This is a genomic window from Microbacterium sp. KNMS, from assembly GCF_053851835.1.
Genome location: NZ_JBSQBP010000008.1, coordinates 70,998 through 93,934, shown reverse-complemented (window position 1 = coordinate 93,934; position 22,937 = coordinate 70,998). Strand labels below are relative to the sequence as shown.

The 22,937-nt window shown below is 70.4% G+C and carries 23 protein-coding genes and 1 pseudogene; 9 read left to right on the top strand and 15 right to left on the bottom strand.

The features are described 5' to 3' along the window. Positions 1-6: 6 nt before the first annotated feature. Genes ACWXWW_RS06985 through ACWXWW_RS06975 form a run of 3 tightly spaced genes read left to right on the top strand, consistent with a single transcriptional unit; the run spans position 7 to position 2,890 of the window. Positions 7-828: an alpha/beta fold hydrolase gene (locus ACWXWW_RS06985; RefSeq protein ID WP_455969438.1), complete on the top strand. Its 822-nt coding sequence runs from the start codon at positions 7-9 to the stop codon at positions 826-828. A gap of 9 nt (positions 829-837) precedes the next feature. Further along, entirely contained in the window at positions 838-1,821 is a 984-nt protein-coding gene (locus ACWXWW_RS06980; RefSeq protein WP_455969437.1) for a malate dehydrogenase, read from the top strand. A gap of 4 nt (positions 1,822-1,825) precedes the next feature. After that, entirely contained in the window at positions 1,826-2,890 is a 1,065-nt protein-coding gene (locus ACWXWW_RS06975; protein WP_421075427.1) for a hypothetical protein, read from the top strand. Between the two features lie 57 nt (positions 2,891-2,947). Here the strand turns inward: ACWXWW_RS06975 and ACWXWW_RS06970 are convergent, their stop codons facing one another. The 3 genes from ACWXWW_RS06970 to ACWXWW_RS06960 all read right to left on the bottom strand — a co-directional run bounded on the left by ACWXWW_RS06970 (position 2,948) and on the right by ACWXWW_RS06960 (position 6,966). Then, on the bottom strand, positions 2,948-4,891 hold the full coding sequence (locus tag ACWXWW_RS06970) for a helicase HerA-like domain-containing protein (protein WP_455969436.1): 1,944 nt from the start codon (positions 4,889-4,891) through the stop codon (positions 2,948-2,950). Between the two features lie 136 nt (positions 4,892-5,027). Then, positions 5,028-5,684 (bottom strand): phosphatase PAP2 family protein, encoded by a 657-nt coding sequence (locus ACWXWW_RS06965; RefSeq protein ID WP_271173624.1) that lies wholly within the window; start codon positions 5,682-5,684, stop codon positions 5,028-5,030. Positions 5,685-5,730: 46 nt separating this feature from the next. Beyond that, positions 5,731-6,966 (bottom strand): multidrug effflux MFS transporter, encoded by a 1,236-nt coding sequence (locus ACWXWW_RS06960; RefSeq protein ID WP_455969459.1) that lies wholly within the window; start codon positions 6,964-6,966, stop codon positions 5,731-5,733. A 333-nt stretch (positions 6,967-7,299) separates the two neighbouring features. On the opposite strand from ACWXWW_RS06960, the gene ACWXWW_RS06955 reads away from it, so the two are divergent. Beyond that, positions 7,300-8,013, top strand: coding sequence for a DUF3105 domain-containing protein (locus ACWXWW_RS06955; RefSeq protein WP_455969435.1), 714 nt, complete (start codon positions 7,300-7,302; stop codon positions 8,011-8,013). Positions 8,014-8,015: 2 nt separating this feature from the next. Further along, positions 8,016-8,690, top strand: a complete 675-nt coding sequence (locus ACWXWW_RS06950) for a DUF305 domain-containing protein (RefSeq protein WP_455969434.1) — start codon at positions 8,016-8,018, stop codon at positions 8,688-8,690. Positions 8,691-8,745: 55 nt separating this feature from the next. Here ACWXWW_RS06950 and ACWXWW_RS06945 read toward each other — a convergent pair whose 3' ends face one another. The 5 genes from ACWXWW_RS06945 to rplJ all read right to left on the bottom strand — a co-directional run bounded on the left by ACWXWW_RS06945 (position 8,746) and on the right by rplJ (position 13,287). After that, positions 8,746-9,681, bottom strand: a complete 936-nt coding sequence (locus ACWXWW_RS06945; RefSeq protein ID WP_271173627.1) for a carbohydrate ABC transporter permease — start codon at positions 9,679-9,681, stop codon at positions 8,746-8,748. Further along, positions 9,681-10,814: a carbohydrate ABC transporter permease gene (locus ACWXWW_RS06940; RefSeq protein ID WP_271173628.1), complete on the bottom strand. Its 1,134-nt coding sequence runs from the start codon at positions 10,812-10,814 to the stop codon at positions 9,681-9,683. The genes ACWXWW_RS06945 and ACWXWW_RS06940 overlap by 1 nt, the downstream gene beginning before the upstream one ends. Before the next feature lie 9 nt (positions 10,815-10,823). Continuing rightward, on the bottom strand, positions 10,824-12,158 hold the full coding sequence (locus tag ACWXWW_RS06935) for an ABC transporter substrate-binding protein (protein WP_455969433.1): 1,335 nt from the start codon (positions 12,156-12,158) through the stop codon (positions 10,824-10,826). Between the two features lie 172 nt (positions 12,159-12,330). Beyond that, entirely contained in the window at positions 12,331-12,720 is a 390-nt protein-coding gene (gene rplL, locus ACWXWW_RS06930; RefSeq protein ID WP_271173630.1) for a 50S ribosomal protein L7/L12, read from the bottom strand. Positions 12,721-12,771: 51 nt separating this feature from the next. After that, positions 12,772-13,287 carry a 50S ribosomal protein L10 gene (gene rplJ / locus ACWXWW_RS06925; RefSeq protein WP_271173631.1) on the bottom strand — a complete coding sequence of 172 codons (516 nt, stop codon included), beginning with the start codon at positions 13,285-13,287 and terminating at the stop codon, positions 12,772-12,774. Positions 13,288-13,621: 334 nt separating this feature from the next. Between rplJ and ACWXWW_RS06920 the strand changes: the two genes are divergently transcribed. The 3 genes from ACWXWW_RS06920 to ACWXWW_RS06910 all read left to right on the top strand — a co-directional run bounded on the left by ACWXWW_RS06920 (position 13,622) and on the right by ACWXWW_RS06910 (position 16,916). Beyond that, positions 13,622-14,308 carry a YqaJ viral recombinase family protein gene (locus ACWXWW_RS06920; protein WP_271173632.1) on the top strand — a complete coding sequence of 229 codons (687 nt, stop codon included), beginning with the start codon at positions 13,622-13,624 and terminating at the stop codon, positions 14,306-14,308. A 375-nt stretch (positions 14,309-14,683) separates the two neighbouring features. Beyond that, positions 14,684-16,360 carry an MDR family MFS transporter gene (locus ACWXWW_RS06915; RefSeq protein ID WP_455969432.1) on the top strand — a complete coding sequence of 559 codons (1,677 nt, stop codon included), beginning with the start codon at positions 14,684-14,686 and terminating at the stop codon, positions 16,358-16,360. 22 nt (positions 16,361-16,382) lie between these two features. Next, positions 16,383-16,916 carry a MarR family winged helix-turn-helix transcriptional regulator gene (locus ACWXWW_RS06910; RefSeq protein WP_455969431.1) on the top strand — a complete coding sequence of 178 codons (534 nt, stop codon included), beginning with the start codon at positions 16,383-16,385 and terminating at the stop codon, positions 16,914-16,916. Positions 16,917-16,927: 11 nt separating this feature from the next. Here the strand turns inward: ACWXWW_RS06910 and ACWXWW_RS06905 are convergent, their stop codons facing one another. The 7 genes and pseudogenes from ACWXWW_RS06905 to rplK all read right to left on the bottom strand — a co-directional run. Further along, positions 16,928-17,485, bottom strand: coding sequence for a hypothetical protein (locus ACWXWW_RS06905; protein ID WP_324014095.1), 558 nt, complete (start codon positions 17,483-17,485; stop codon positions 16,928-16,930). Then, positions 17,482-18,111: a hypothetical protein gene (locus ACWXWW_RS06900; protein WP_455969430.1), complete on the bottom strand. Its 630-nt coding sequence runs from the start codon at positions 18,109-18,111 to the stop codon at positions 17,482-17,484. Before ACWXWW_RS06900 ends, ACWXWW_RS06905 begins: the two co-directional genes overlap by 4 nt. Further along, positions 18,108-18,710, bottom strand: coding sequence for a signal peptidase I (locus ACWXWW_RS06895; protein WP_455969429.1), 603 nt, complete (start codon positions 18,708-18,710; stop codon positions 18,108-18,110). Before ACWXWW_RS06895 ends, ACWXWW_RS06900 begins: the two co-directional genes overlap by 4 nt. Positions 18,711-18,720: 10 nt before the next feature. Beyond that, a complete protein-coding gene (locus ACWXWW_RS06890; RefSeq protein WP_455969428.1) occupies positions 18,721-19,347 on the bottom strand; it encodes a SipW-dependent-type signal peptide-containing protein in 627 nt (208 codons plus the stop codon). Between the two features lie 4 nt (positions 19,348-19,351). After that, positions 19,352-19,954 (bottom strand): SipW-dependent-type signal peptide-containing protein, encoded by a 603-nt coding sequence (locus ACWXWW_RS06885; protein WP_455969427.1) that lies wholly within the window; start codon positions 19,952-19,954, stop codon positions 19,352-19,354. A 174-nt stretch (positions 19,955-20,128) separates the two neighbouring features. After that, positions 20,129-20,821 carry a 50S ribosomal protein L1 gene (gene rplA / locus ACWXWW_RS06880; protein WP_271173640.1) on the bottom strand — a complete coding sequence of 231 codons (693 nt, stop codon included), beginning with the start codon at positions 20,819-20,821 and terminating at the stop codon, positions 20,129-20,131. A gap of 14 nt (positions 20,822-20,835) precedes the next feature. Beyond that, positions 20,836-21,183 (bottom strand): annotated as a pseudogene (gene rplK, locus ACWXWW_RS06875) (50S ribosomal protein L11); the annotation flags it as partial. Between the two features lie 100 nt (positions 21,184-21,283). Here rplK and ACWXWW_RS06870 point away from each other — a divergent pair. Then, on the top strand, positions 21,284-22,909 hold the full coding sequence (locus ACWXWW_RS06870) for a choice-of-anchor G family protein (protein ID WP_455969458.1): 1,626 nt from the start codon (positions 21,284-21,286) through the stop codon (positions 22,907-22,909). Positions 22,910-22,937: the final 28 nt, after the last annotated feature.

The window sequence follows — 22,937 nt, the reverse complement described above, 5'->3', positions numbered from 1 at the left end:
GTCCGAGTGACGGACAATCCCTACGGGCCCGAGTGGGTGCGGCACGATGCGACCGCGGCCGACGGCATCCGACTCGCGTACTGGACCGCGGGGCAAGGCGCACCGCTCGTGCTCATCGCGGGTCAGGCGGTCGATCACCGGTCGTGGCAGATCGTGGGGCCGGGGCTCCTCCGCGATCGGCAGATCGTGATCTTCGACCACCGCGGCATCGGCGACAGCGAACTGGGCGAGGCCGAGCGCTTCACGACGCGGCTCTTCGCCGACGACATCGTGCACATCCTCGACGATGCGGGCATCGAACGAGCGGACGTCGTCGGGCATTCGATGGGCGGCCGCGTCGCGCAGTGGCTCGCGATCGACCATCCCGAGCGCGTGCGCAAGCTCGTGCTCGTCTCGACATCGGCCGGCGACGCGCACGGCCCGCGGCGTTCCGACGAAGCCGACCGCGCCATCCGCTCGCGCGACCGGAAGGAGGTCGCGTCGGTCTTCTGGGACGAGGCGCAAGACGACCTGGTGCGGCTCCTCGCCGTCGGCCGCGACCGCACCGCCCTCGCCCGGCACCACCGCGCCAGCCGCGCGCACGACACGCTCTCCGACCTGCCGCACATCACGGCCCCGACGCTCGTGCTGCACGGCGAGCTCGACGCCCTGACGCCGGTCGAGAACGCCCGGGTCCTCGACGCGCGCATCCCGGGCGCCCGACTGACCGTGATCAAGGGCGCCAAGCACGGCGTGCTGCTCGACGGCGGGATCGGGATGCAGATCGCCGACCGGTTCCTGCGCCGCCCGCTGCGCTCGGCCCTGCCGGAGGCACCGGCCGACCGGTAGCGTCGAGTCATGGTCACACCTCTTCGCATCGCCGTCACGGGCGCGGCCGGTCAGATCGGCTACAGCCTCCTCTTCCGTCTCGCGAGCGGCGGTCTCGGCGACCGCCCGGTCGAACTCCGCCTGCTCGAGGTCACGCCCGCGCTGCCGAAGGCGGAGGGCGTCGCGATGGAGCTCGTCGACTGCGCGTTCCCCCTTCTCTCCGGGATCGACATCACCGACGATGCGCGGCGCGCGTTCGACGGAGCCGACCTCGCGCTCCTCGTCGGCGCCCGCCCGCGCACGGCCGAGATGACCCGCGGCGATCTCCTCTCCGCCAACGGAGCGATCTTCACGGCCCAGGGTCAGGCGCTGAACGACGTCGCAGGCGACGACATCCGCGTGCTCATCACGGGCAACCCCGCGAACACCAACGCGCTGATCGCGCAGCAGAACGCGCCCGACATCCCGGCCGAGCGCTTCTCGGCCCTGACCCGTCTCGACCACAACCGCGCTCTCGCGCAGCTGGCGCTCAAGACGGGCGCGCCGGTGTCGGAGATCTCGCGCATGACGATCTGGGGCAACCACTCCGCGACGCAGTACGCCGACCTGTCGCACGCCGTGGTGTCAGGCCGGCCCGCGCTCGAGCTCGTCGACCGTCCGTGGATCGAGAGCGAGTTCCTGCCGACCGTCGCGAACCGGGGCACGGCGATCATCGAGGCGCGCGGATCGTCGTCCGCAGCGTCCGCGGCGAGTGCGACGGTGGATGCCGCGCGCGACTGGCTGAACGGCACGACCGAAGGCGACTGGACCTCGATGGCGGTCGTCTCCGACGGGTCCTACGGCGTGCCCGAGGGACTCGTGTCGTCCTTCCCCGTGCAGACGGAGAACGGCGGATGGCGGATCGTGCCCGACCTCGAGATCGACGGCTTCTCGCGCGCCCGCATCGACACGTCGGTCGCCGAGCTCGCCGACGAGCGCACGGCCGTGCGCGAGCTCGGGCTCATCCCATCCTGAGTTGATGGTGGTTCCTCCCGAGACGAGCGGGGCGCGGCCCCCGGAGGCGGGCGGGCGCTGGCGAAGCTCCGTCCTCACCGGTCCTCGTGGCAGACGCCTGTGCCTGGAGCTCGCCGCACGCGACGACGCGGTGTGGTCGGCGCTGTTCGAGGCTGCACGTTCGCGCGACAAGGGCGAGGTCGCCCTGCGGCCCACGAGCGATCTCGCTGAAGCCATCGAGCGAACGCAGCGTTCCGGCTGGACAACGGAGGAGCTCGCGAGTGCGCTGGTCACGAGCGTCGACTCGGCAGTGTACTGGCAGCCTCCGCGGACGGAGGACGACGTCGCCGGGCTCGAAGGCGTCCGCGCCTCGCTGCGTGCAACCGCCGACGAGGTGGAACGCGCGGCACCGTCGTGGTGGTCATCGCCCCGACGGCACATCCAGTGGACGATCGACTGGCAGGATGCGGGCGGCCCTGCGCCTCCCGCACGCCCGGCCGCCGATGCACTGCGTCGCTGGCGTGCGCATGTGCTCGCCGATGAGGAGCGTGCGCGTCGAGAGCGCCCGACGGAGCTGGCCGCGCCCCTGAGCGGCGAGTGGGATTCCATTCCTCGTGATGTTCTTGCGACCACGGGCGAGATGGACGACGGCGTGCCCGCGGGCCTGCGCCTCGTCGAGGACTTCCTCGGGTTCGAAAGCGCGACGGCGATCCCCGCAATCGGCGATGGTCGGACGTACGAGATCGCGCGGGAGGAAGACTGGACCGAGCTCTGCCGCCGATACCCGCTCGACGTCACCGCGTCGCGTCGACACGACTGGTTCCGCGCCACCGGTCGCGATGGCCGCTGGCTCATCCCCGATTGGTCCCGTGTCGCGTCCGATTGGGACGCCGTGCATCTGACGGTCGAGTGCTACCTGACGTCGGCGACGCGTCCCATCGCCGTCGACGCAGAGTGGGCGAGCGTGATCGCCGGGTGGACGCCCGACGTCACCTTCTGGCTCACCGACAGCGCGAGCGTCGGGGAAGGCGGCCGCGTCGACTGGCGTGTCGACGCGGGAACGGCCCCGTACACGTGGTCGCGGATCTGACCTGACGCTTCCGCTGCCCTCGCCCGCCCGACACGGGGGCGGGCAGGGCTTTCATCCTCAGCGCCGGCGGCTGTTGCCGAACAGACCCCGGATCACGCTGTTCACGAGCGTCGTCGCCGCCGATCCGATGACGCGCTCGACCACGCGGTCGCTGCTCGACCGCGTGGTGCGCCGCGTCGTCGTGCGGCTCTTGGTCGACTTCAGCAGGCGGTCGTACTCCTGCTGCGCCTTCTTCTCGATCGCGGCCTTCTGCTTCTCGTACTCGGCGTCGGCCTTCGCCTTCTCGAGTGCCTTCTCCTCGGCCTCCGCGGCCTCGGCGGCGGCGTTCATCTTCGCCGTGAGCATCTCGTACGCGGATTCGCGATCGACGGGCTCGCCGTACTTGGGCAGGAGCGTCGACGACGCGACAGCCTGCTCCACGACAGCGGCGGGCGACGCGTCCATGAGCCCCTGCGGTGCGCGCACGCGCGTCCACGCGACGGGCGTGGGCGCACCCTTCTCGCTCATGACGGTGACGATCGCCTCTCCGGTGCCGAGCTCCTGCAGCACCCGCTCGAGGTCGTAGCCCGACTTCGGATACGTCCCGACCGTCGAGCGAAGCGCCTTGGCGTCATCCGGCGTGAAGGCGCGCAGCTGGTGCTGCACGCGGGAGCCGAGCTGCGCGAGCACGTCGCCATCGACATCCTTCGGCGTCTGCGTGACGAAGAAGACGCCGACGCCCTTCGAGCGGATGAGCCGCACCGTCTGCGTGATCGCCGCGAGGAAGTCCTCCGACGCGTTCTTGAAGAGCAGGTGCGCCTCGTCGAAGAAGAACACGAGCTTGGGCTTGTCGACGTCGCCGACCTCGGGCAGCAGCTCGAAGAGCTCGGCGAGGAGGTACATGAGGAACGTCGAGAACAGCTCCGGTCGATCGGCGACGCCCGGCACCTCGAGCAGGGAGACGATGCCACGGCCATCCTTGGCCGTCCGCAGGAAGTCCTGCACATCGAATTCGGGCTCTCCGAAGAAGACGTCGGCGCCGCCCTCGGCGAACGTGATGAGCTCGCGCAGGATGACGCCGGCGGTCGCCGACGACAAGCCGCCCAGCCCCTTGAGCTCGGCCTTGCCCTCGTCGCTCGTGAGGTACTGCAGCACCGCGCGGAGGTCGGCGAGATCGACGAGCGGCAGGCCCTTCTCGTCGGCGTAGTGGAAGACGAGCCCGAGGCTCGACTCCTGCGTGTCGTTGAGACCGAGCACCTTCGACAGCAGGAGAGGCCCGAAGCCGGTCACCGTCGCGCGCACGGGCACGCCCGTGCCGATCCCGCCGAGTGCGAAGTACTCGACCGCCGCCGCCTCGGGCTTCCAGTCCTGGCCGATGCCCTTCGTGCGGGCGAGAAGCTTGTCACTCGGCTCCCCCGGCGTCGCCATGCCCGTGAGGTCGCCCTTGATGTCGGCCGCGAACACGGGCACACCCTTCGCGGCGAGCTGCTCCGCGAGCCCCTGCAGAGTGCGGGTCTTGCCCGTTCCCGTCGCTCCGGCGACGAGGCCGTGCCGGTTGAGCATCGCGAGCGGGATCCGGATCTGCGCGTCGGCGAGCGGCTCCCCGTTCACGAGGGCGCCGATGTCGAGCGTCTCCCCCTCGAAGGCGTAGCCGTCGACGATGCGCTGCACGTCGCCCGCGTCGAGCGGCCCGTCAGACGCCGCGGGCTTCGCGGGTTCCTCGGATGGCTCGGGCTCGGGCTCCGCGGATGGCTCGGTCTCCGGCGCGGACTCGGGCTCGGGCTCCGCGGATGGCTCGGGCTGCGCAGATGGCTCGTCCGCGTCCTCGGCGGGCGGCTCGGCATCGTCCTCGGCGGCCGGCTCGTCGCCATCCGACCCTCCGGCACGCGCCGCGGCGGCCTCTGCGGCGGCGAGCTTCGCGCGGGCCTCCGCGGCCTTGAGAGCGGCTTCGGCGGCCGCGGCCTCCGCGCGCAGTCTCTCGAGTTCGGCGGCAGCGGCGTCAGGAGCGTTCTCGGGGCTCATGGCCACAGCCTAGCCAGCGCGGGTCGCCCGACGCGGGACACGACGCAGGAACTCCCCGGGCCCGGCGCGCGCTCACCCCCAGGATCGCGCGGGCAGCAGGCTCCGCCTGCGACCGGACTCCTGCGCTGTGTCCCGCCTACGACCGGGCGAGCCTCTCCGACTGCTCCCGCCGCTCGGCGATGCGGTCGCGATCTCGCAGGAGACGCGCATTCAGGAGGGCGGCGACGATCAGCGCCGCCCCCGCCCCGACGAGCGCGCCGCCCGCGGTGTCGCTCGCCCAGTGCGCCGAGAGATACGTGCGCGCGAACGCCATCGAGAGCGTCCAGATCACCGCGACCGTGGCCATCCACCATCGCGGGAAAAGCACCCACAGGGCGAACACGACCGTGGCGGCATTGGCCACATGCCCCGACGGGAATGAACCGTGGTCGACGACGACGAGGATGTCCTCGGGGCGCTGCCGCGAGTAGAGCTGCTTGAGCAGCTGCACGAATCCCGCGCTGGCGGCCGTCGCGACGAGGAAGTACAGGGCTCCCCATCGGTGGCGCGTTGCGAGGAGGAAGGCCCCGATCCCGAGCGGGAAGACGAGGATGGCCCACCACCCTCCGCCGATCCGGTCGAGGAGGAGAGAGAACCACAGGCGGACGCCCGCATCGGCCTCGGGCAGCACTCCTGCCCACCACGTGTCGATCGGGAAGGGATCGCGGTGCAGCACCGTGGCCCAGCCGAGCAGCGCGGCCGCCGCGATGAGCCCGATCCCCCACCACAGCATGGCCCGACGCGACATCCCCATCGCCCCATTCTGCCCACGCCCGCGCCGTTCGGGCGCAGGCGTGCGGTCAGTCGGCGAGCAGGCCGAGCGAGCGCGGGCGGACGACGAGCCAGAGCGAGAGGACGGCGATGGCCGAGCAGCCGAGCATCACCGACGCCATCGTGGTGCCCGTGATGCCCGAGGCCGCCGAGATCACGCCGACGAGCGGCGAGATGACGCCCGCGATCCCGTTGTTCGTCGCGCCGAGCACCGAGGCCGCCGTGCCGGCCGCCTCGGGGTGCCGGTCGAGCGCGAGCACCTGCGCGCAGGGGAAGGTGAAGCCGCACGTCGTCATGAAGACGAACAGCGGGATCACGACGCCCCACACGCCGAGCCCGAGCTGGTCGCCGACGATGATGCCGGCAGAGGCGAGCACGAGCACCGCGGTCGCGTACGCGAGCACCCACTGCGGCCCGAACCGTGCCGCGAGACGGGCCGCGACCTGGTTGCCGAGCACGAGGCCGACCGAGTTCGAGGCGAAGAGCAGGCCGTACTGCACCTCGGTGAAGCCGTACGACTGCTGGAACAGGAAGGACGACGCCGACAGGTACGAGAAGAGCCCCGAGAAGGTCATCGCTCCGATCACGAGCACGCCCAGGTACACGCGGTCGGTGAGCACGACGCGATAGCGGTGCCAGACGGACACCGTCTCGTGCGAGATGCGGTCGGAGGCGGGGCGGGTCTCGGGCAGCGCGAAGATCGCGCACAGGAGCATGACCGTGCCGTACGCGGCGAGCACGAGGAAGATCCCGTGCCAGGGCATGACCGTGAGCAGCGCTGAGCCGATGAGCGGCGCCACGACGGGCGCGACCCCCGTCACGAGCGCGAGCCGCGACAGCATGATGACGAGGCGGCGCCCGCCGAACAGGTCGCGCACCATGGCCATCGCGACCACGCCGCCCGCGGCCGCACCCATCCCCATCAGCACGCGCGCGGCGCCCAGCAGCTCGAGCGTGGGCGCGAAGGCCGCCGCGAGGCTCGAGAGCACGTGCAGAGCGGTCACGATGAGCAGCGGAACCCGCCGGCCGAACTTGTCGCTCAGCGGGCCCACGACGAGCTGGCCGAGCGCGAAGCCGATCATCGTGCCCGTGAGCGTGAGCTGGATGGCCGCGCTCGTCGTCTCGAAATCGCGCTCGAGCAGGGGGAACGCGGGCAGGTAGAGGTCGATCGTGAACGGGCCGAGCGCCGTCAGCGCGCCGAGCAGGAGGACGTACGCGAGGCGCCGGCCGCTCGAGAGCGCGTCACCGCGATGCGTGCGCGGCATCTCCCCCGCTGCCGCGCGCGCGGCATCGGGCAGCGGAATCGTCCCCGTGGGCACCGGGATGAGGCCCGTGGCGGTGGGGATGCTGCCCGTGTGCGGGTGGTGCCCGTGCTCGTCGCGCGGGGAACGGTCTTCGTGAGTCATCGTGAGCGTCGCTGCTTTCGCGGACGAGGGGTGCGGGGAAAGAAAGAAGTCCCAGACGACGCCCGGAGGATCCGCGCGAAGGGGACGCCCTCAATCCTAGGGTCGAGGGGGACGGGCAGCGCAAGGCGGAAGCCCAGGTTCCCGGTCCGATTCTCCCAGCGGCGCGCGCATTCAGCCGCATAGGATCGGAGCGTGTCGACGCAGAAGCGCCCCCAGAAGTCCAGCGGCAACCCCGCCCGCCAGGCCGAGATCGAGCAGACGGTCAAGCAGCAGCGCGAGGCCCGGCGTCAGGAGAAGCTCGCCGAGTACCAGCGGCAGCTCAAGAAGCGCCAGCGCGGGAAGCTCGTCTGGTGGACGGTCGGCACGGTCGCGGCGGTCGCCGTGATCGGGGCGATCATCGCGTCGTTCGTCTTCACGCCGCGTCCGAATGTCGCCGAGTACGGCATCGGCGGCGACGGGACGGAGATCGAGGGGGTCGAGACCTTCTCCAACACGAACACGCACGTCGAGGGCACCGTCGAATACGAGCAGACCCCTCCCGCGGGCGGCCCGCACAACGTGTACTGGCTGAACTGCGGCGTCTACAGTGAGCCGCAGCAGAACGAGAACGCGGTGCACTCCCTCGAGCACGGCGCGGTGTGGGTCACGTACGACCCCGAGCTCGTGAGCGACGAGGAGCTCGAGACGCTCAAGGGCTACCTGCCGTCGAGCTACGCGATCCTCTCGCCGTACCCCGACCTCGGGACGCCGGTCGCCGTGAGCGCCTGGAACGCGCAGCTCAAGGTCGACTCGGTCGACGACGAGCGCATCGCTGAGTTCTTCGAGGAGTACTGGCGCAACCAGAACGTGCCGGAGCCGGGCGCCGCATGCACCGGCGCCATCGACGGCCCCGGCAAGCTCAGCTGAGCATGACGGAGTCCGACGGCCCGACCGCGCGCACGGGCATCCCCTGGCCGCTCGTGGTGATCGCGGTCGTGCTCGTGGCGGGCCTCGCGTTCGCGATCGGCCGCTTCACGACGTTCGACGACCTCTCCGACGCGACCGGCTCGGGCGGCGGGCCGAACGCCGCGGATGCCGGCTTCGCGCGCGACATGCAGGTGCATCATGCGCAGGCCGTCGAGATGGCGATGATCGAGTACCGCGCGACCGACGACGACGAGCTCCGCGCCCTCGCGTACGACATCGCGACGGCTCAGGCGGCGCAGCGCGGCGAGATGTACGGATGGCTCGTGGCGTGGGGCCTGCCCCAGGCGGGCGACCCGCTCATGTCGTGGATGTCGGGAACCGGACACGACCACGGCGCGAGCGCGACGGCATCCGCCGAGGAGCTCGAAGCGGCGATGGGGATGGCCACGGCCGAGGAGATCGACCGGCTCGCCTCGCTCGAGGGCTCGGCTCGGGACTGCCTCTTCCTCGAGCTCATGATCCGTCACCACTCGGGCGTGATCGAGATGACGGACGCCGTCGTGGAGCTCGGCAGCGACGAGCGCGTGATCCAGACCGCGCGCAGCATGGGTCAGGGCCAGACGGCCGAGATCGCGGCCATGCAGTCGATCCAGGCGCGCCTCGGCTGCACCGGCTGAGCGGGCCGACGCATGACGAAGGGCCCGTCGTCCGGCGGGCCCTTCATCATGCGGGTCATCCCTTCGCCGAGCCCGCCAGCAGGCCGCGGACGAAGTAGCGCTGCAGGAAGAGGAACACCAGCAGCGGCACGATGATCGCGATGAACGCGCCGGCCGTGAGCAGGTGCCAGTCCTGACCGCGCGACCCGGTCATCTGCGCGAGCAGCTTCGTGATCGGAGCCACGTTGCCGTCCGCGAAGATCAAGGCCACGAGCAGGTCGTTCCAGACCCACAGGAACTGGAAGATCGCGAACGACGCGATCGCCGGCATGCTGAGCGGGAGCACGATCCGGAAGAAGATCTGCCCGTGCCCCGCGCCGTCCACGCGGGCCGCCTCGATGACATCCGCCGGGATCTGCGCGATGAAGTTGTGCAGCAGGAAGATCGCGAGCGGCAGGCCGAAGATCGTGTGCGCGATCCACACCTGCGCGTAGCCCGACGACCCCACCGCCTGGATGACCGGGACCCCGAACAGCTCTCCGCGCGAGAACAGCTGCAGGAGCGGGATGAAGGCCATCTGGATCGGGACGATCTGCAGCGCGAACACGAGCACGAACAGCAGGTTCTTGCCGCGGAAGTCCATCCAGGCGAACCCGTACGCCGCGAGCGTCGCGATGATGAGCGGGATGATCGACGCCGGGAGCGTGATCGCGAAGGAGTTCACGAACGAGCCCAGCATCGTGAGGCCGCCCGTCGAGGTGTTCAGCGCCTCGACGTAGTTGTCGAACGTCCAGCCCCAGTTCTGGAAGACCGTCCACCATCCGGTCGTCTGGATCTCCACACGCGGACGGAACGACGACACGAACACGCCGAACGTCGGGATGGTCCACAGCACCGCGATGACGAGCGCGGCAACCGTGGCCCACGGGTTCGTCAGGCGGCGCTTGGTGTCGCTCAGCGCGCGCTTCCTCGACGGCTTGCCCGCCGTCGTCACGAGCTCGGTCGCGGTCATCAGCGCACCTCCCTCTGTGCCTTGAGCTGTCGCGCGTTGTAGATGACCAGCGGGAGCACGAGCACGAACAGGATCACGGCGTACGCCGCGGACCGTCCGGCCTCGAAGCTGCGGAACTGCGAGTACATCTCGTTCGCGAGCACCGAGGTGTTGTTCGCGCCCGCGGTCATCGTGCGGACGATGTCGAAGATCTTCATGGACGCGATCGCGATCGTCGTGAGGACCACGATCAGGGAGGGCCGGATGCCCGGCACGACGACGTTCATGAAGCGCTCGTACGCGTTGGCTCCGTCGAGCTCAGCCGCCTCGAGCTGCTCGGTCGGCACGCCCTTGATCGCCGCCGACAGCACGACCATCGCGAATCCGGTGTAGATCCACACGAACACGACGATGAGGAACAGCGTGTTCCAGGGCTCCACCTGGAGGAACGGGACAGGGCTGCCGCCGAACCAGACGATGATCTGGTTGACGAAGCCGATCTGCTCCGCGTCTGCGGGCCGGGCCGTGTACATGAAGCGCCAGATGATCGACGCACCGACGAACGAGATCGCCATCGGCAGGAACACGAGGATCTTGTAGACCTTCTCCCCGCGCGTCTTGTCGATGAAGTACGCGTACACGAGGCCCACGACCGTCGACACGATCGGGGCGATGAGCACCCAGACGATCGTGTTCACGATCGTGCGGATGCCCTGCGGCTGCGTGAAGATCCAGATGAAGTTGTCGAGTCCGATGAACCGCGAGCCGCTCGCATTGAACATCGACTGCCCGAACGTCTGGATGACGGGGAAGACGAGGCCGACGAGCAGCAGGATCAGGGCGGGCGCGAGGAATCCGACGAGCTGGAACAGATAGCCGGCTCCCTGCTTCGACCGGTAGTCGAGCCAGAAGAACAGCAGGCCGAGGACGCCGGCCGCGATGATCGCCCACCAGTAGGACTGGAGCATCCACATCACGGCCAGGGGCAAGAGCACGCACGCGGCGAGCCGGATGTACGTGTACACCCGGCCCGCGCGCGGCGCGATCTCGATGAAGAAGAGCAGGATGCCGACCGCGAGCAGGAACACCCCGATGATGATCGGGATCTCCAGCCACGGCGAGAGCGTGCTCAGCCAGTCGAGAAACGCTTTCATGTCCGGCCGTTACTCTTCCGGCCAGCCCGATTCGATCTGCTCCAGGACGTCGTCGGTCGAGGCGCCGTTCACCCAGTCGCGCATGCCCGTCCAGAACGTGCCGGCGCCGACTGCGGAGGGCATGAGGTCGGATCCGTCGAAGCGGAACGTCGTCTCCTCGTCCTGGAGGATCTCGATGGCCGCCTTGAGGATCGGGCTCTGCGCGTTCTCGGGGTCGAGCCCGTTGTTCGCGCTGATCACGCCGCCGAGCGAGACGCGGGAGTTCGCCCACTCGGGGCTCGACAGGTACTCCTGCACCTTGACGACGTTCTCGTCGTCGCTGAACGCGCCGACGATCTCGCCGCCGCCCGTGATCATCTGTCCGGCGCCCGCGTCGACCGGGGGCAGCATGAATGCCCAGACATCGCCATCCTCGCCGACCTCGCCGCCGGCCTCGACGATGAAGCCGTCGAGGAACGACGCCTGGTGTGTCAGGAGGCAGTCGCCCGAGACGAGCGCGTTCGCCACGTCGCCGAAGGGCGTCGAGCCGATCGAGGCCACGTCGCCGAAGCCCGCGTTGACGTAGTCGGGGTTGAGGAGGATCTCGGCCGTCGCGTCGAAGGCCTCCTTGATCTGCGGGTCGGTGAAGGGGATCTCGTTCGCGACCCACTGGTCGTAGACCTCGGGGCCGGCCTGGCGCAGGACGAGGTCCTCGATCCAGTCGGTGCCCGGCCATCCGGTCGCGGCGTCGGACCCGAAGCCCGCGCACCACGGCGGCTCGCCCGTCTCGTCGCGGATCTGCTGCGTGAGGTCGAGCAGGCCCTGCCAGTCGGTCGGGACCTCCCAGCCGTGCTCCTCGAACACGCCGGGCTGGTACCAGATCCAGCCCTTCGCGTTCGCCATGAGCGGCGCGCCGTAGATCGTGCCGTCGTGCGAGGCGTAGGTCTCCCAGTCCTCGGCCCAGTACTCGCGGAGGTTCGAGACCACTCCCTCGGGCGCCTCCATGAGGTAGCCGCGGCTCGCCATGTCGGACAGCAGGCCGGGCTGCGGGAAGATCGCGAGGTCGGGCGGGTTGCCGCCCTGCGCGCGAACGGCGATCTGCGCCTCGAACTCCTGCGAGCCCTCGTACACGATGTCGATGCCGCTCTCCTCCTCCCAGTCCGCCCAGGACTGCTCGAGGAGCTCCGCCTCCGCGTCGACGATCGTGCCGTAGACCGTGACCTGGGCGTCTCCGCCGTCGCCACCGCCCCCGTCTCCGCCGCCATCCGATGCTCCGGGGCCGCTCGTGCATCCCGCGAGAGCGAGACCGGCGATCCCCAGCCCGCTCGCCGCGAGGAGGATCCGCTTGCGTCCTGCAGTCTTCATCGTCTGCTCCTATCTCGAGCATCTTCTCTGTGGAAAGGCTGTGCCCTCCAAGCTAGGAGCCATAGGAGCGCTTCCACAATCACTTGACAGTCACGGACCCGTAACGTCCGCAGACGCACGAAGGCCCCGGGACGAACCCGGGGCCTTCGCGAAGAAGCTTCGAGAAGAAGACTTACTTGAGGGTGACGGTCGCGCCGGCGCCCTCGAGGGCCTCCTTGGCCTTGTCGGCCGTCTCCTTGTTGGCGCCCTCGAGGACAGCCTTGGGAGCGCCGTCGACGACAGCCTTCGCCTCGCCGAGGCCGAGCGAGGTGAGCTCGCGGACGACCTTGATGACCTGGATCTTCTTGTCGCCGGCAGCCTCGAGGATGACGTCGAACGAGTCCTTCTCCTCCTCGGCCGGAGCGTCGCCGCCCGCAGCCGGGGCGCCAGCGGCCGCAACGGCGACCGGGGCAGCAGCGGTGACGTCGAAGGTCTCCTCGAAGGCCTTCACGAACTCGCTGAGCTCGATGAGCGTGAGCTCCTTGAACGCGTCGAGCAGCTCTTCGGTGCTGAGCTTCGCCATGATGTTTCTCCTACTTTTTCGGGGTTTCGGGGTTGCTTCCGCGCAGCCTGATCAGGCTGCGGTCTCCTGCTTCTCGCGCAGCGCCTCGACCGTGCGAACGGTCTTCGACAGCGGCGCCTGGAAGAGGGCGGCAGCCTTCGACATCGAGGCCTTCATCATGCCCGCGACCTTGGCGAGCAGGACTTCGCGGCTCTCGAGGTCAGCGAGCTTGCTGACCTCCTCAGGGCTGAGGGCGGTGCCATCGAAGTAGCCGCCCTTCACCACGAGAAGAGGGTGTGCCTTGGCGAAGGCGCGCAGACCCTTGGCGACGGCGACCGGGTCGCCGTGCACGAAGGCGACGGCCGACGGACCCTTGAGGTCGTCGTCCAGCGCCGTGATCCCCGCGTTGTTCGCGGCGATCTTGGTCAGCGTGTTCTTCACCACGGCGTACTCCGCGTCCTGACGGATCGCGTTGCGGAGCTCCTTGAGCTCGGCAACCGTCAGACCGCGGTACTCGGTGAGCAGAACGGCGGTCGAGCTCTCGAACTGCTTCGTGAGCTCGGCGACCGATGCTTCCTTCTGCGCCATGGCCACTCCTTGATTGTCCTGAGGTGCTCCACGGAGGTGGGGCACCGGCCGCGCCACCCGCCCCGAACATGAGAAAGAGCTCCGGCGCAAGCGCACGGAGCTCGGTTCCCGTTCTCACGGGATACGTTCGTGACACCTGCGCGGGCCCCTGCAGTGCAGAGCTTCGATCGTCACGTGCTTGCGCACACGGCGATGACCGGCGGTCTTCGGCTCGGACCAGCGTACCCGACTCGAGGGCCTGGGCCAAATCGACGGAGCGGACCTTCCGCACCGAGTCCGCCGAACCCGCATGTCCGGTCGGGACGCCGTCAGGGGGCGGGGTTAGGGTCGAGAGGTGACCCCCGAACTCGCCGCCCGGATCGTCGCGGACTCCCGCGACAGGGTGGCCTGGCTCCGGGCGCGGTCGCAGGGCATCACCGCGACCGACATCGCGACGATCACGAGCGAGCGGGTCATCCCCCGCGCCGCCGAGCAGAAGCTGCGCGGCTCGTCGTTCGGCGGCAACGCGTACACCGACCACGGCCGGCGCCGCGAGCCCGAGATCGCCTCGTGGGTCGCCGCGACCCACGGCATCCAGCCGTCCAGCGCCCTCTTCCACGCGACGATCGAGAAGCGCCATCTCGCAACCCCCGACGGGATCGCCGTCGACCAGAGCGGCCGCATCCTGCTCGCCGAGATCAAGACGACGAACAAGACGTGGCGCACCATCCCGCGCTCGTACCTCCGCCAGGTGTGGTGGCAGCAGCACGTGCTCGGCGCCGAGCGGACGCTCTTCGCCTGGGAGGAGCACCGCGACTTCCAGCCGCTGCACGACGAGCCGAAGTGCGTCTGGATCGACCGCGACGACGCGGAGATCTCGCGGCTCGTGAAGCTCGCGACCGCCCTCATCGACGAGCTGTACCGACGCACGACCGGCAACGAGCCGCCACGCCGGCCCGAGGCCGCCGTGACCGCGCCGCTCACTCCGCGCGAGCGCGCACTCCAGCGCTCCGCATATCGGGCACTGGCACTCGCCGACTGACGCGTCGCGTCGCACGCCCGGGTGGCGGTGTGCCGGGTGGCCGCGGGGGGCTGCCATATCTCACGCGCCGCGCCGCCATGTCTCACCCGCCGTCGTTATCGGCACCCCATACCGGCACCAAGCGAGACACGCACCGGTACCGGAACCAGGCATGTCTCACCCGCCGCGGCAATCGGCAGCCCATACCCACACCAGCCGAGACATGCACCGCGCGCACGCACCGAACGCGCGCACCGCACCCCACGCCAAAAACACACGCACCGACATCCGGGGAATTAGTTGCGGTTTGTCAACGTTTTCGATATCGTTGACTTTCTTCAACTTCTGCATGCCGACGCCGTCATGCCAATCCGGACACGATCGCGAAAGGTGCGTATGAGCGCGCAACCCACCCCCGCACAGGCGCCCGCGGCGCGGATGTCCCGCCGCCAGGTGCTCGAGGCCCTCTCGGGCCTCCTCCTCGCCATGTTCTGCTCCATGGTCTCCACGACCGTGGTCGGCACGTCGCTGCCCATCATCGTCCCGGCGCTCGGCGGCACCCAGGAGTCCTACACCTGGGTCGTGACGATCACCCTCCTCACCACGGCGATCTCGACCCCGATCTGGGGCAAGCTCGCCGACCTCGTCAACCGCAAGACCCTCATGCTCATCGCCCTCGCGGTCTTCGTGCTCGCGAGCGCGGGTGCCGGCATGTCCACGAGCGCCGAGATGCTCATCGCCTTCCGCGCCCTCCAGGGCCTCGGCGGCGGCGGTCTGGCCGCACTCAGCCAGGTGCTCATGGCCGACATCATCAGCCCGCGCGAGCGCGGCAAGTACATGGGCCTCTTCGCGGGCGTCATGGCTGTCGCGACGGTCGGCGGCCCGCTGCTCGGCGGCGTCATGACCGACACGATCGGATGGCGCTGGAACTTCTACGTCGGCGTCCCGCTGGGTGTCATCGCGTTCGCCGTGCTCCTGCGGACGCTGCGGATTGAGCAGATCCGCGCGGCGAAGGTGCGCATCGACTACCTCGGCATCGTGCTCCTCAGCGTCTCGGCCGGCGTGCTGCTCGTCTGGATCACGAACGTGTCGGACTACGGATGGATCAGCTGGGAGACCGCGTGGATGGTCGGCATCGCGCTGATCGCGGCCGTCGCGTTCGTGCTCGTCGAGCTCCGCGTCGCCGAGCCGCTCATCCCCCTCACGCTCTTCCGCAACCGCACGTTCACGCTCGCGGTGCTCGCGTCGATCTCGATCGGCGTGGCGATGTTCGGCACCTCCGTCTACCTCGGCCAGTACATGCAGATCTCCCGCGGCTACGGCCCGACCGAGGCGGGTCTGCTGACGATCCCGATGGCGGCGGGCATGCTCGTGGCGTCGGCCGTCGTGGGGCAGCTCGTCACGCGCTTCGGCCGCTGGAAGAGCTACCTCGTCGTGGGCGCCGTGCTCATGATCGCCGGAACGGGCCTGCTGTCGACGCTCGCGTACGACACGTCCCTGTGGCTGGTCGGCACGTACATGTTCCTGCTCGGAGCGGGCACCGGCATGACCATGCAGAACCTGGTCCTCGTCGTGCAGAACACGTCGAAGCCGCAGGAGATCGGCGTCGCCAGCTCGGGCGTCAACTTCTTCCGCACGGTCGGCGGCACCGCCGGCGTCGCCGTCATGGGGTCGGTGCTGGCGGCGAGCATGACCCAGCAGCTGACGGATCGCGCACAGGAGATCGGCGCCGCCGTGATGAGCCTGGGCGAGCAGGGCCAGGCCATCCTCGCCCAGCTCCAGTCGGGCGCTCTCCCGGTCACGCGGGACATGCCCGAGGCCATCGCCGTCATCATCGAGGACGCCTCGGCTCAGGCGATCTCGCACGCGTTCCTCATCGGCGTGCCTCTGGCCGTCCTGAGCCTCGTGGCGATCGCCTTCCTCCCGAACAAGCCCCTCACCCGGCAGAACAACATCGAGCGGATGCGCGCGCAGCGTCTCGAGGGCGATCTCGCGGTCGCGACCGCCGAGACGGGCTCCATCCCCGTGCACGTCGCAGATGACGGCGACGCGTCATCTGCGCGCAGCCGCTGAGGCGATCCGAGAGAATGATCCCGTGACCGCCGACACCGCCCAGGACGCCGCGCCCCCGCGCGGACCCGGGCTCCCGCTTGCGGGGACGACGCCCGCCGAGGGCGTCTCCCCCGAGCAGGCGGAGGCCATCAAGTCGGTCGAGGCCGAGTTCAGCGAGCTGATGACGCACGTGCGGCGCATCATCCACGAGAACGCAGACCGCGTGTCCCCCGGGCTCAACCCCGGCGCCTACAAGGTGTTCACCGCGATCGTCCGGCACGGCCCCCTCAAGGCGTCGACGCTCGTCGAGCGGATGATGCTCGACAAGGGCCAGCTGAGCCGCACCGTGAAGGACCTGCAGGATCTCGGCCTCATCGCCCGCACACCGGATCCGAGCGATCGACGGGCGCATCTGCTCGAGGCGACCCCGCTCGGCATCGCGCGCCTCGAGGAGGCCCGCTCCCATCACGAGAGCCTGCTCTACGACACCCTGCTCGCTTGGGATGTCGAGCGCGTCCGCGACCTCGCTGGCCTCCTCCACGCGCTCAACAACGGGACGACGCCCGACCCCCGCTGAGCGTCGGGCTCTCAGTTCACCGAGCAGCTCGCCCCCGCCAGCGGCGGGATCGTCATCGTCACACCGCTGCGCGTCGGCGACGTCCAGGTGGTCGTCCCCGTTCCGACGACACCGGTCGTGACGACGTCCGCCGAGAAGGATGACCCGAGCAGGAGGTTGCTGAGCCCGCCCAGAAGGTTCCCGAGAAGGGTGCCCGTGAACGTCGTCGTGTAGACGCCGTTCGCCACGGTGGTCGTCGGCGCCGCGGGGGTGGGCGAGCCCGCCACCGGTGTGATCGCGGTCGTCGTCCAGGACGCGTTCGCTGCAGAGTATCCCGAGTACGGCGCTCCGGCGTCGGGCCAGCGCCACGTGATCGTGAGGTAGACCGCCCCGGGGTTGAGCAGTGCAGGACGCGAGCACGTCACCCCCGTGATCGTCGGCGGCTGCAGGCGCAACGCCGTCAGCGTCGCGTTCGCGTGCTCCGTGTCCGTGAATGCTGCATCCGTCGCGGTCGCGGCAGGCGTGAGCGCGGCGCCGCCGAGCGCGGCGGCGAGGGCGAGCGCGGCGATCCGCCTGCGGAGCCGGGTCATCGCGGCGACCTCCGTGCGCGGCGGCCGCGGGCGAGCGCGGCGACGCCTCCGCCCACGAGCACGGCTCCCGCAGCCAGCAACAGCGGCGCGGCCGAGCCGCCCGTCGGCGACAGGTCGCGCTCGTCGTCCTGATCGACGAAGACCTCGTCGCCCGCCGCGCGCACGTGGACCGAGACCTCCGCTTCGGCCGACTCGACGGCCGAAGGCGCCAGGCTCACGTCCAGCCGCACGAAGACGGGATCCTCGGTGCCCGAGCTCCGCAGCCAGTCGGTGGCGCCGTCGAGCGGCAGCGCCCAGTCGGCGCGCAGGACCTCCGCTCCCTCGGGGCACTCCGCTCCCTGCCATGCGACGCCGCACGTGGCGATGTCGGCGACGAGGTCGAGCCCGCCCGTGCCGCGGACGCCGATGTCGAGCGTCCCGGGGTCGGGCGCGTCCACGGAGATCGCGAGCGTCCACGCGACGCTCTCCCCCGGCGCGAGCCGCGCCATCCGCTCCCAGTCCGCCGTCGACTCGATCCGGATGTGCTCGCCCTCGATCACCCGCGTCGTCGGAGCGGCGACGGCCGCCGTCGGCAGCGCGACGGCTGCGACGACCGCCGCGAGGCAGAGAGCTCGACGCGGGGTCATCCGGTCCCCCGGCCGTCAGGCGCTGGCTCTTCCCTCGCGCGCTCGGCGCCATCCGCCCGACGCGGCCAGAAGGCCCAGCCGACGAGCAGGGCCGCCCCGATCGAGAGCCCGCCGAGCACACGCGGATCGCCGAAGGACGCGATGACCGGCGCGATCCCGGGCACGGAGAAGAGCACGATCCGCACCGTGGTGATCGCGTACGGCGCGACGTCGTCCTGCTCGTTCGCGTCGCCGCGTATCGTGATGACGCGCTCGTCAGCGCTCGCCCCCGGGGTGATCGAGGTGATGCGGTGCGTCACGGGCAGCTGGCCCTCGCGGTCCACGGTCACGACGTCGCCCACGTCGAGCGACGCGGCCGGCACACGCTGCACCACGGCGACGGAGCCGGAGGGGATGGTCGGAGCCATCGATCCCGTGCGGAACATGATGAGCGTGATGTCGAAGAGGTATGCGAGCACCACGAGCACGATGCAGACCGTGCCCGCGATCGCCGCGAGGGTCAGGAGCACGTCGCCGACGAAGCGCGCGGGCGTCCGCCGACGGATGCCCGCGCGCTGGCGGGCGCGGGCGTCGCGACGCGTCTGCGGAGGAGCGCTCATGCGAGGACGCTCACGAGGACGTCGCCGTGAACTGCCACGTCGGCGTCACGAAGGCTCCCTGCGCCGCGTTGGGCGCGGTCGACGGGAGCGTGACCGCGAAGCAGTAGTTGACGGTGCTCGCTCCGTTGGCAGACAGGCTCTGCGACGACGCGGCGTCGGCACCGAGCGGCGAGCCCGGCGGGATCACGGTCGCGGTCGATGCTCCGAACGTCGTCGCGTCACACTGCGCCGCGGGAACCGTGCGGACGCCGTACGTGAGGTATTGGCCGAGCCCTGTCGTGGCGTTGGCGTCGGTCGCGGTGAGGAGGACGCTCCCGGCGATCGAGGGATTCACCGTGCGCACGCTGAACAGCGCGTAGGTCGTCGTGCCCGGAGCCATCGCCGTGGGGGCGACCTGGAAGTTCAGGACGGCGGCCGCGCCCGCACTCGCGTGCTCGGTGAAGGTCGTGCCGTTCGTCGCACCCACGATCCCGAACGTGCCCGCCGTGAGCGTCGCCGTCGTGTGCTCGGTGTCGTTCCACGCCGCCAGCGTCGCGGCGGCGCCGATGCCGAGCACGACGCCGCCTGCCAGCACCGCCCGCAGGCGGCGCCACCGCAGCGCCCGCCGCCGCGCGTCGCGCGTGGCCTTGCGCGCCACGGGACTACTCCGACGTCGCCGTGAACGACCAGGTCGCCGTCGCGTCGCCGCCCTCCTCGAGCCCCGCCCCGGCCGTCACCTCGAAGCACAGCTGCACGGGTGCACCGGGCGCGGCGTCTCCCGCGGTGAGCGCCACGTCGGCACCTGCGGTCAGCGCATCGAGCGTCGCGCCCGAGGCGACGAGCGCGCCCGTCGCGGTCGCCGCGCTGCAGGTCGCGTCGGCGGCGATCGCGTACACCTCGTACGACAGGTTCGCCGCGTTCGCGCCCGTGGCCGCGACGGTGTCGGCGACGAGCGTCGCGTCGGAGGTCGTCGTGTCATCGAGCCGCACCCAGAACGGCGCGTAGACGACGTCGGTCGGCGACAGGTTCTCGGCGAGCGGCAGCGTGAAGGCGAGGTCCGCGCCGGGTGCCGTCTCGTGGTCCGCGTAGCCGTCCGTCGCGCTCGTCGTCGAGCCCTCAAGGTTGAACGCGCCGGCCCCGAAGGTCCCCGTCGCGAACTCGGAGTCGTTCCAGGCGGCCAGCGTGACGGCGGCGCCGACGCCGAGGACGAGTCCTCCGGCGAGGACGGCGAAGACCTTGCGGCGACGGGTGTCGGTCGTGCTCATGTGTGCCCCCTCGTGGTGCTGCGCGTGCGGATATCGGTATTCACGCCGTTCCAGCGTCGCACATGGAACGCCGCGCGCATAGCCCTCAGGCTGGGGGCCGGACACCCACGTGCGTCCGGGGCGGGCGACGACGAAGGCCCCGTCCGGAGACGGGGCCTTCGCAGGATGGGCGTGTTACGCGATGGCGTTGACGTCCAGCGGGATGCCGGGGCCGAACGTGGTCGACACGGCGCCCTTCTGGATGTAGCGGCCCTTCGAGCTCGACGGCTTGAGGCGGACGATCTCCTCGAGCGCTGCGCCGATGTTCTCGTTCAGCTGCTCGGCCGAGAACGAGGCCTTGCCGACGACGAAGTGCACGTTGGCGTGCTTGTCGACGCGGAACTCGATCTTGCCGCCCTTGATCTCCTCGACGGCCTTGGCCGTGTTGGGGGTGACGGTGCCGGTCTTCGGGTTGGGCATGAGGCCACGGGGGCCGAGCACCTTGCCGAGTCGACCGACCTGGCCCATGAGCTCCGGCACGGCGACGGCCGCGTCGAAGTCGGTCCAGCCGGCGGCGACCTTCTCGATGAGCTCGGCGCCGCCGACCTCGTCCGCACCGGCGGCGATGGCGGCCTCGGCGGCCGGGCCGTTGGCGAAGACGATGACGCGGGCGGTCTTGCCCGTGCCGTGCGGCAGGATGACCGTGCCGCGGACCATCTGGTCCGCCTTGCGCGGGTCGACCGAGAGCTTGAGCGCGACCTCGACGGTCGAGTCGAACTTCTTCGAGCCCGTCTCCTTCGCGAGCGCGACGGCCTCAGCGGGCGTGTAGAACTTGCCGGCCTCGATCTTCTCGGCGGCGGACTGGTAAGCCTTGGACTTGGTAGCCATGTTCGTTATCCCCCTCAGTCCTCGACCGTGATGCCCATGGAGCGGGCGGTGCCGGCGATGATCTTCGAGGCGGCCTCGAGGTCGTTCGCGTTGAGGTCGGGCTGCTTCGTCTTGGCGATCTCGGCGACCTGCTCCTTGGTGAGCTTCGCGACCTTGACCGTGTGCGGCGTGGACGAGCCCTTGGCGACGCCAGCCGCCTTCTTGATGAGCTCGGCTGCCGGCGGAGTCTTCAGGACGAACGTGAAGCTGCGGTCCTCGTAGACGGTGATCTCCACGGGGATGACGTTGCCGCGCTGCGACTCGGTCGCCGCGTTGTACGCCTTGCAGAACTCCATGATGTTGACGCCGTGCTGACCCAACGACGAGGAGTGGGCGCACGCGGCTCCCGTCTCCACCGTCGACTGCGCCGAGCCCTTCGGGACCTTCGCCTCGCGCGGCGAAGGACGGGCGCTCAGCGGCTCGCTGCTCGGCGCCGATCTCGACAGCCTCGTCGAGGCGTCGGGCGTCGAGGTCACCACCGATGGCGAGCGTGTCGCCGTCGACCCGCCGTCGGCCAGGCAGGTGGGCGCTGCCGCCTACGCCAACCCCCTCAACGTGCAGGCGCTCGACGCGGCCGTCGCCCTCGACCTCACCGGACTCCTGCAGCTCCCGCTCGACACCGCGACGGGGCTCGTCGGCCAGTACGGCCAGGCCGACAGCGACGGGCTCACCCCCGGGGTGCCTACGGGGGTCGCCGCCGGTGCCGCGGGGTTCGTCACCGACACCGGCGGCATCGGCCTCGAGCCGGCGAACGGCTATCCCGAGCTGGCGACGGTCGATCTCCGGACGCTGGTCGCGAGCATCAACCCCGCAGTCGCCGATCTGCTGGGGAACGTCACCGACGTCTCGCTCGGTGTCGGCGCCGTCGCCGGCCGCGCCGCCGTCGACGGCTGCGACGCGCTGTGGAGCGGCGACACGACCACGGCACTGGTGCGCGAGTACCTCGCGGCCGATCTCGAGACGAGGATCGCCTCGCCGACGGTGGGCGCGCTGCTCACCGGCGTGAACGGCCTCGTCGACTCGACGGAGACCACCCTGAACGGGCTCATCGGCAATCAGGCCGTCACCCAGGGGATCGCCAGCGGCGTCCTCACCCTGCTCAACGGGGTCCTCAACACGCCCCTGCTGTCCCTCGGGTCGGTTCACGTCGAGGCGCTCTCGGCGACGATCGACCTCGCCCCCGTCCGGGCCCAGCTGAGCACCCCCTTCAGCGACTCCGGCGGCGTCCTCACCGTGGACCCGGCGGGCGGCACCGTCACGGTCGACACCGCCGCGCTGCTGCAGCAGGCCTATCCCGGTCAGTACGGGCAAGGGCTGAACGGCCTACCGCCCAACACGAACCTGCCCGCGGACCCGGCGATCGTGAACGCGCTCACGAGCAGCCTGACAACCGTGCTGAGCGAGTGGCTCACGCGCGTGGAGACGAGCCTCGTGCAGGCCATCGACAACACGAGGATCACGGCGACGCTGAAGGTCGACCTCCGTGCCCGGCTGCTCGCCATCACCCCCTTCACCGACGTCGGCCACATCGCGGTGAGCGTGGACGGCACCCTCGCCCAGCTCCGCGTCAACGCACCGGGGACGGTGCACACCGAACTGAAGCTCCTCTCCGGTCTGCTCGGCGCGCTCACCGACCTCCTCACGAAGGGCCTGCTCAAACCGGTGATCGACCTGCTCCTCTCTACCCTCATCGGCGGGGTGGGCGGCATCATCGGTGGCGCGGTCGACGGCGTGCTGCCCGCCGTGTCCGGCCTGCCGACGCGGCTGAACGGGTTGACGTCGCCGATCGTCACGCTGGTCTCGAATCTCTACAGCCGGCTCTTCGTCGACGGCGTCGTGTCCGTCGTCGCGAACGCGCAGAACGATCCGACCGCAGGCTCCGCGGAACCCGCGGATTGGTCGTCGCTCGAGGAGGGCCGCTACGACGTCGCCGCGCTGCGCGTGGGAGTCCTCGACGCCGCCGGCCAGGCGGGCGTCCGGCTCTATCTCGGCCGCGGATCGGTCGGGCCGATCTGCGCCGTCGGCGCCCCGGGCTGCGCCGGGCGCTGACCCCACGGCCCGCGCCCGGCGCCCGCCC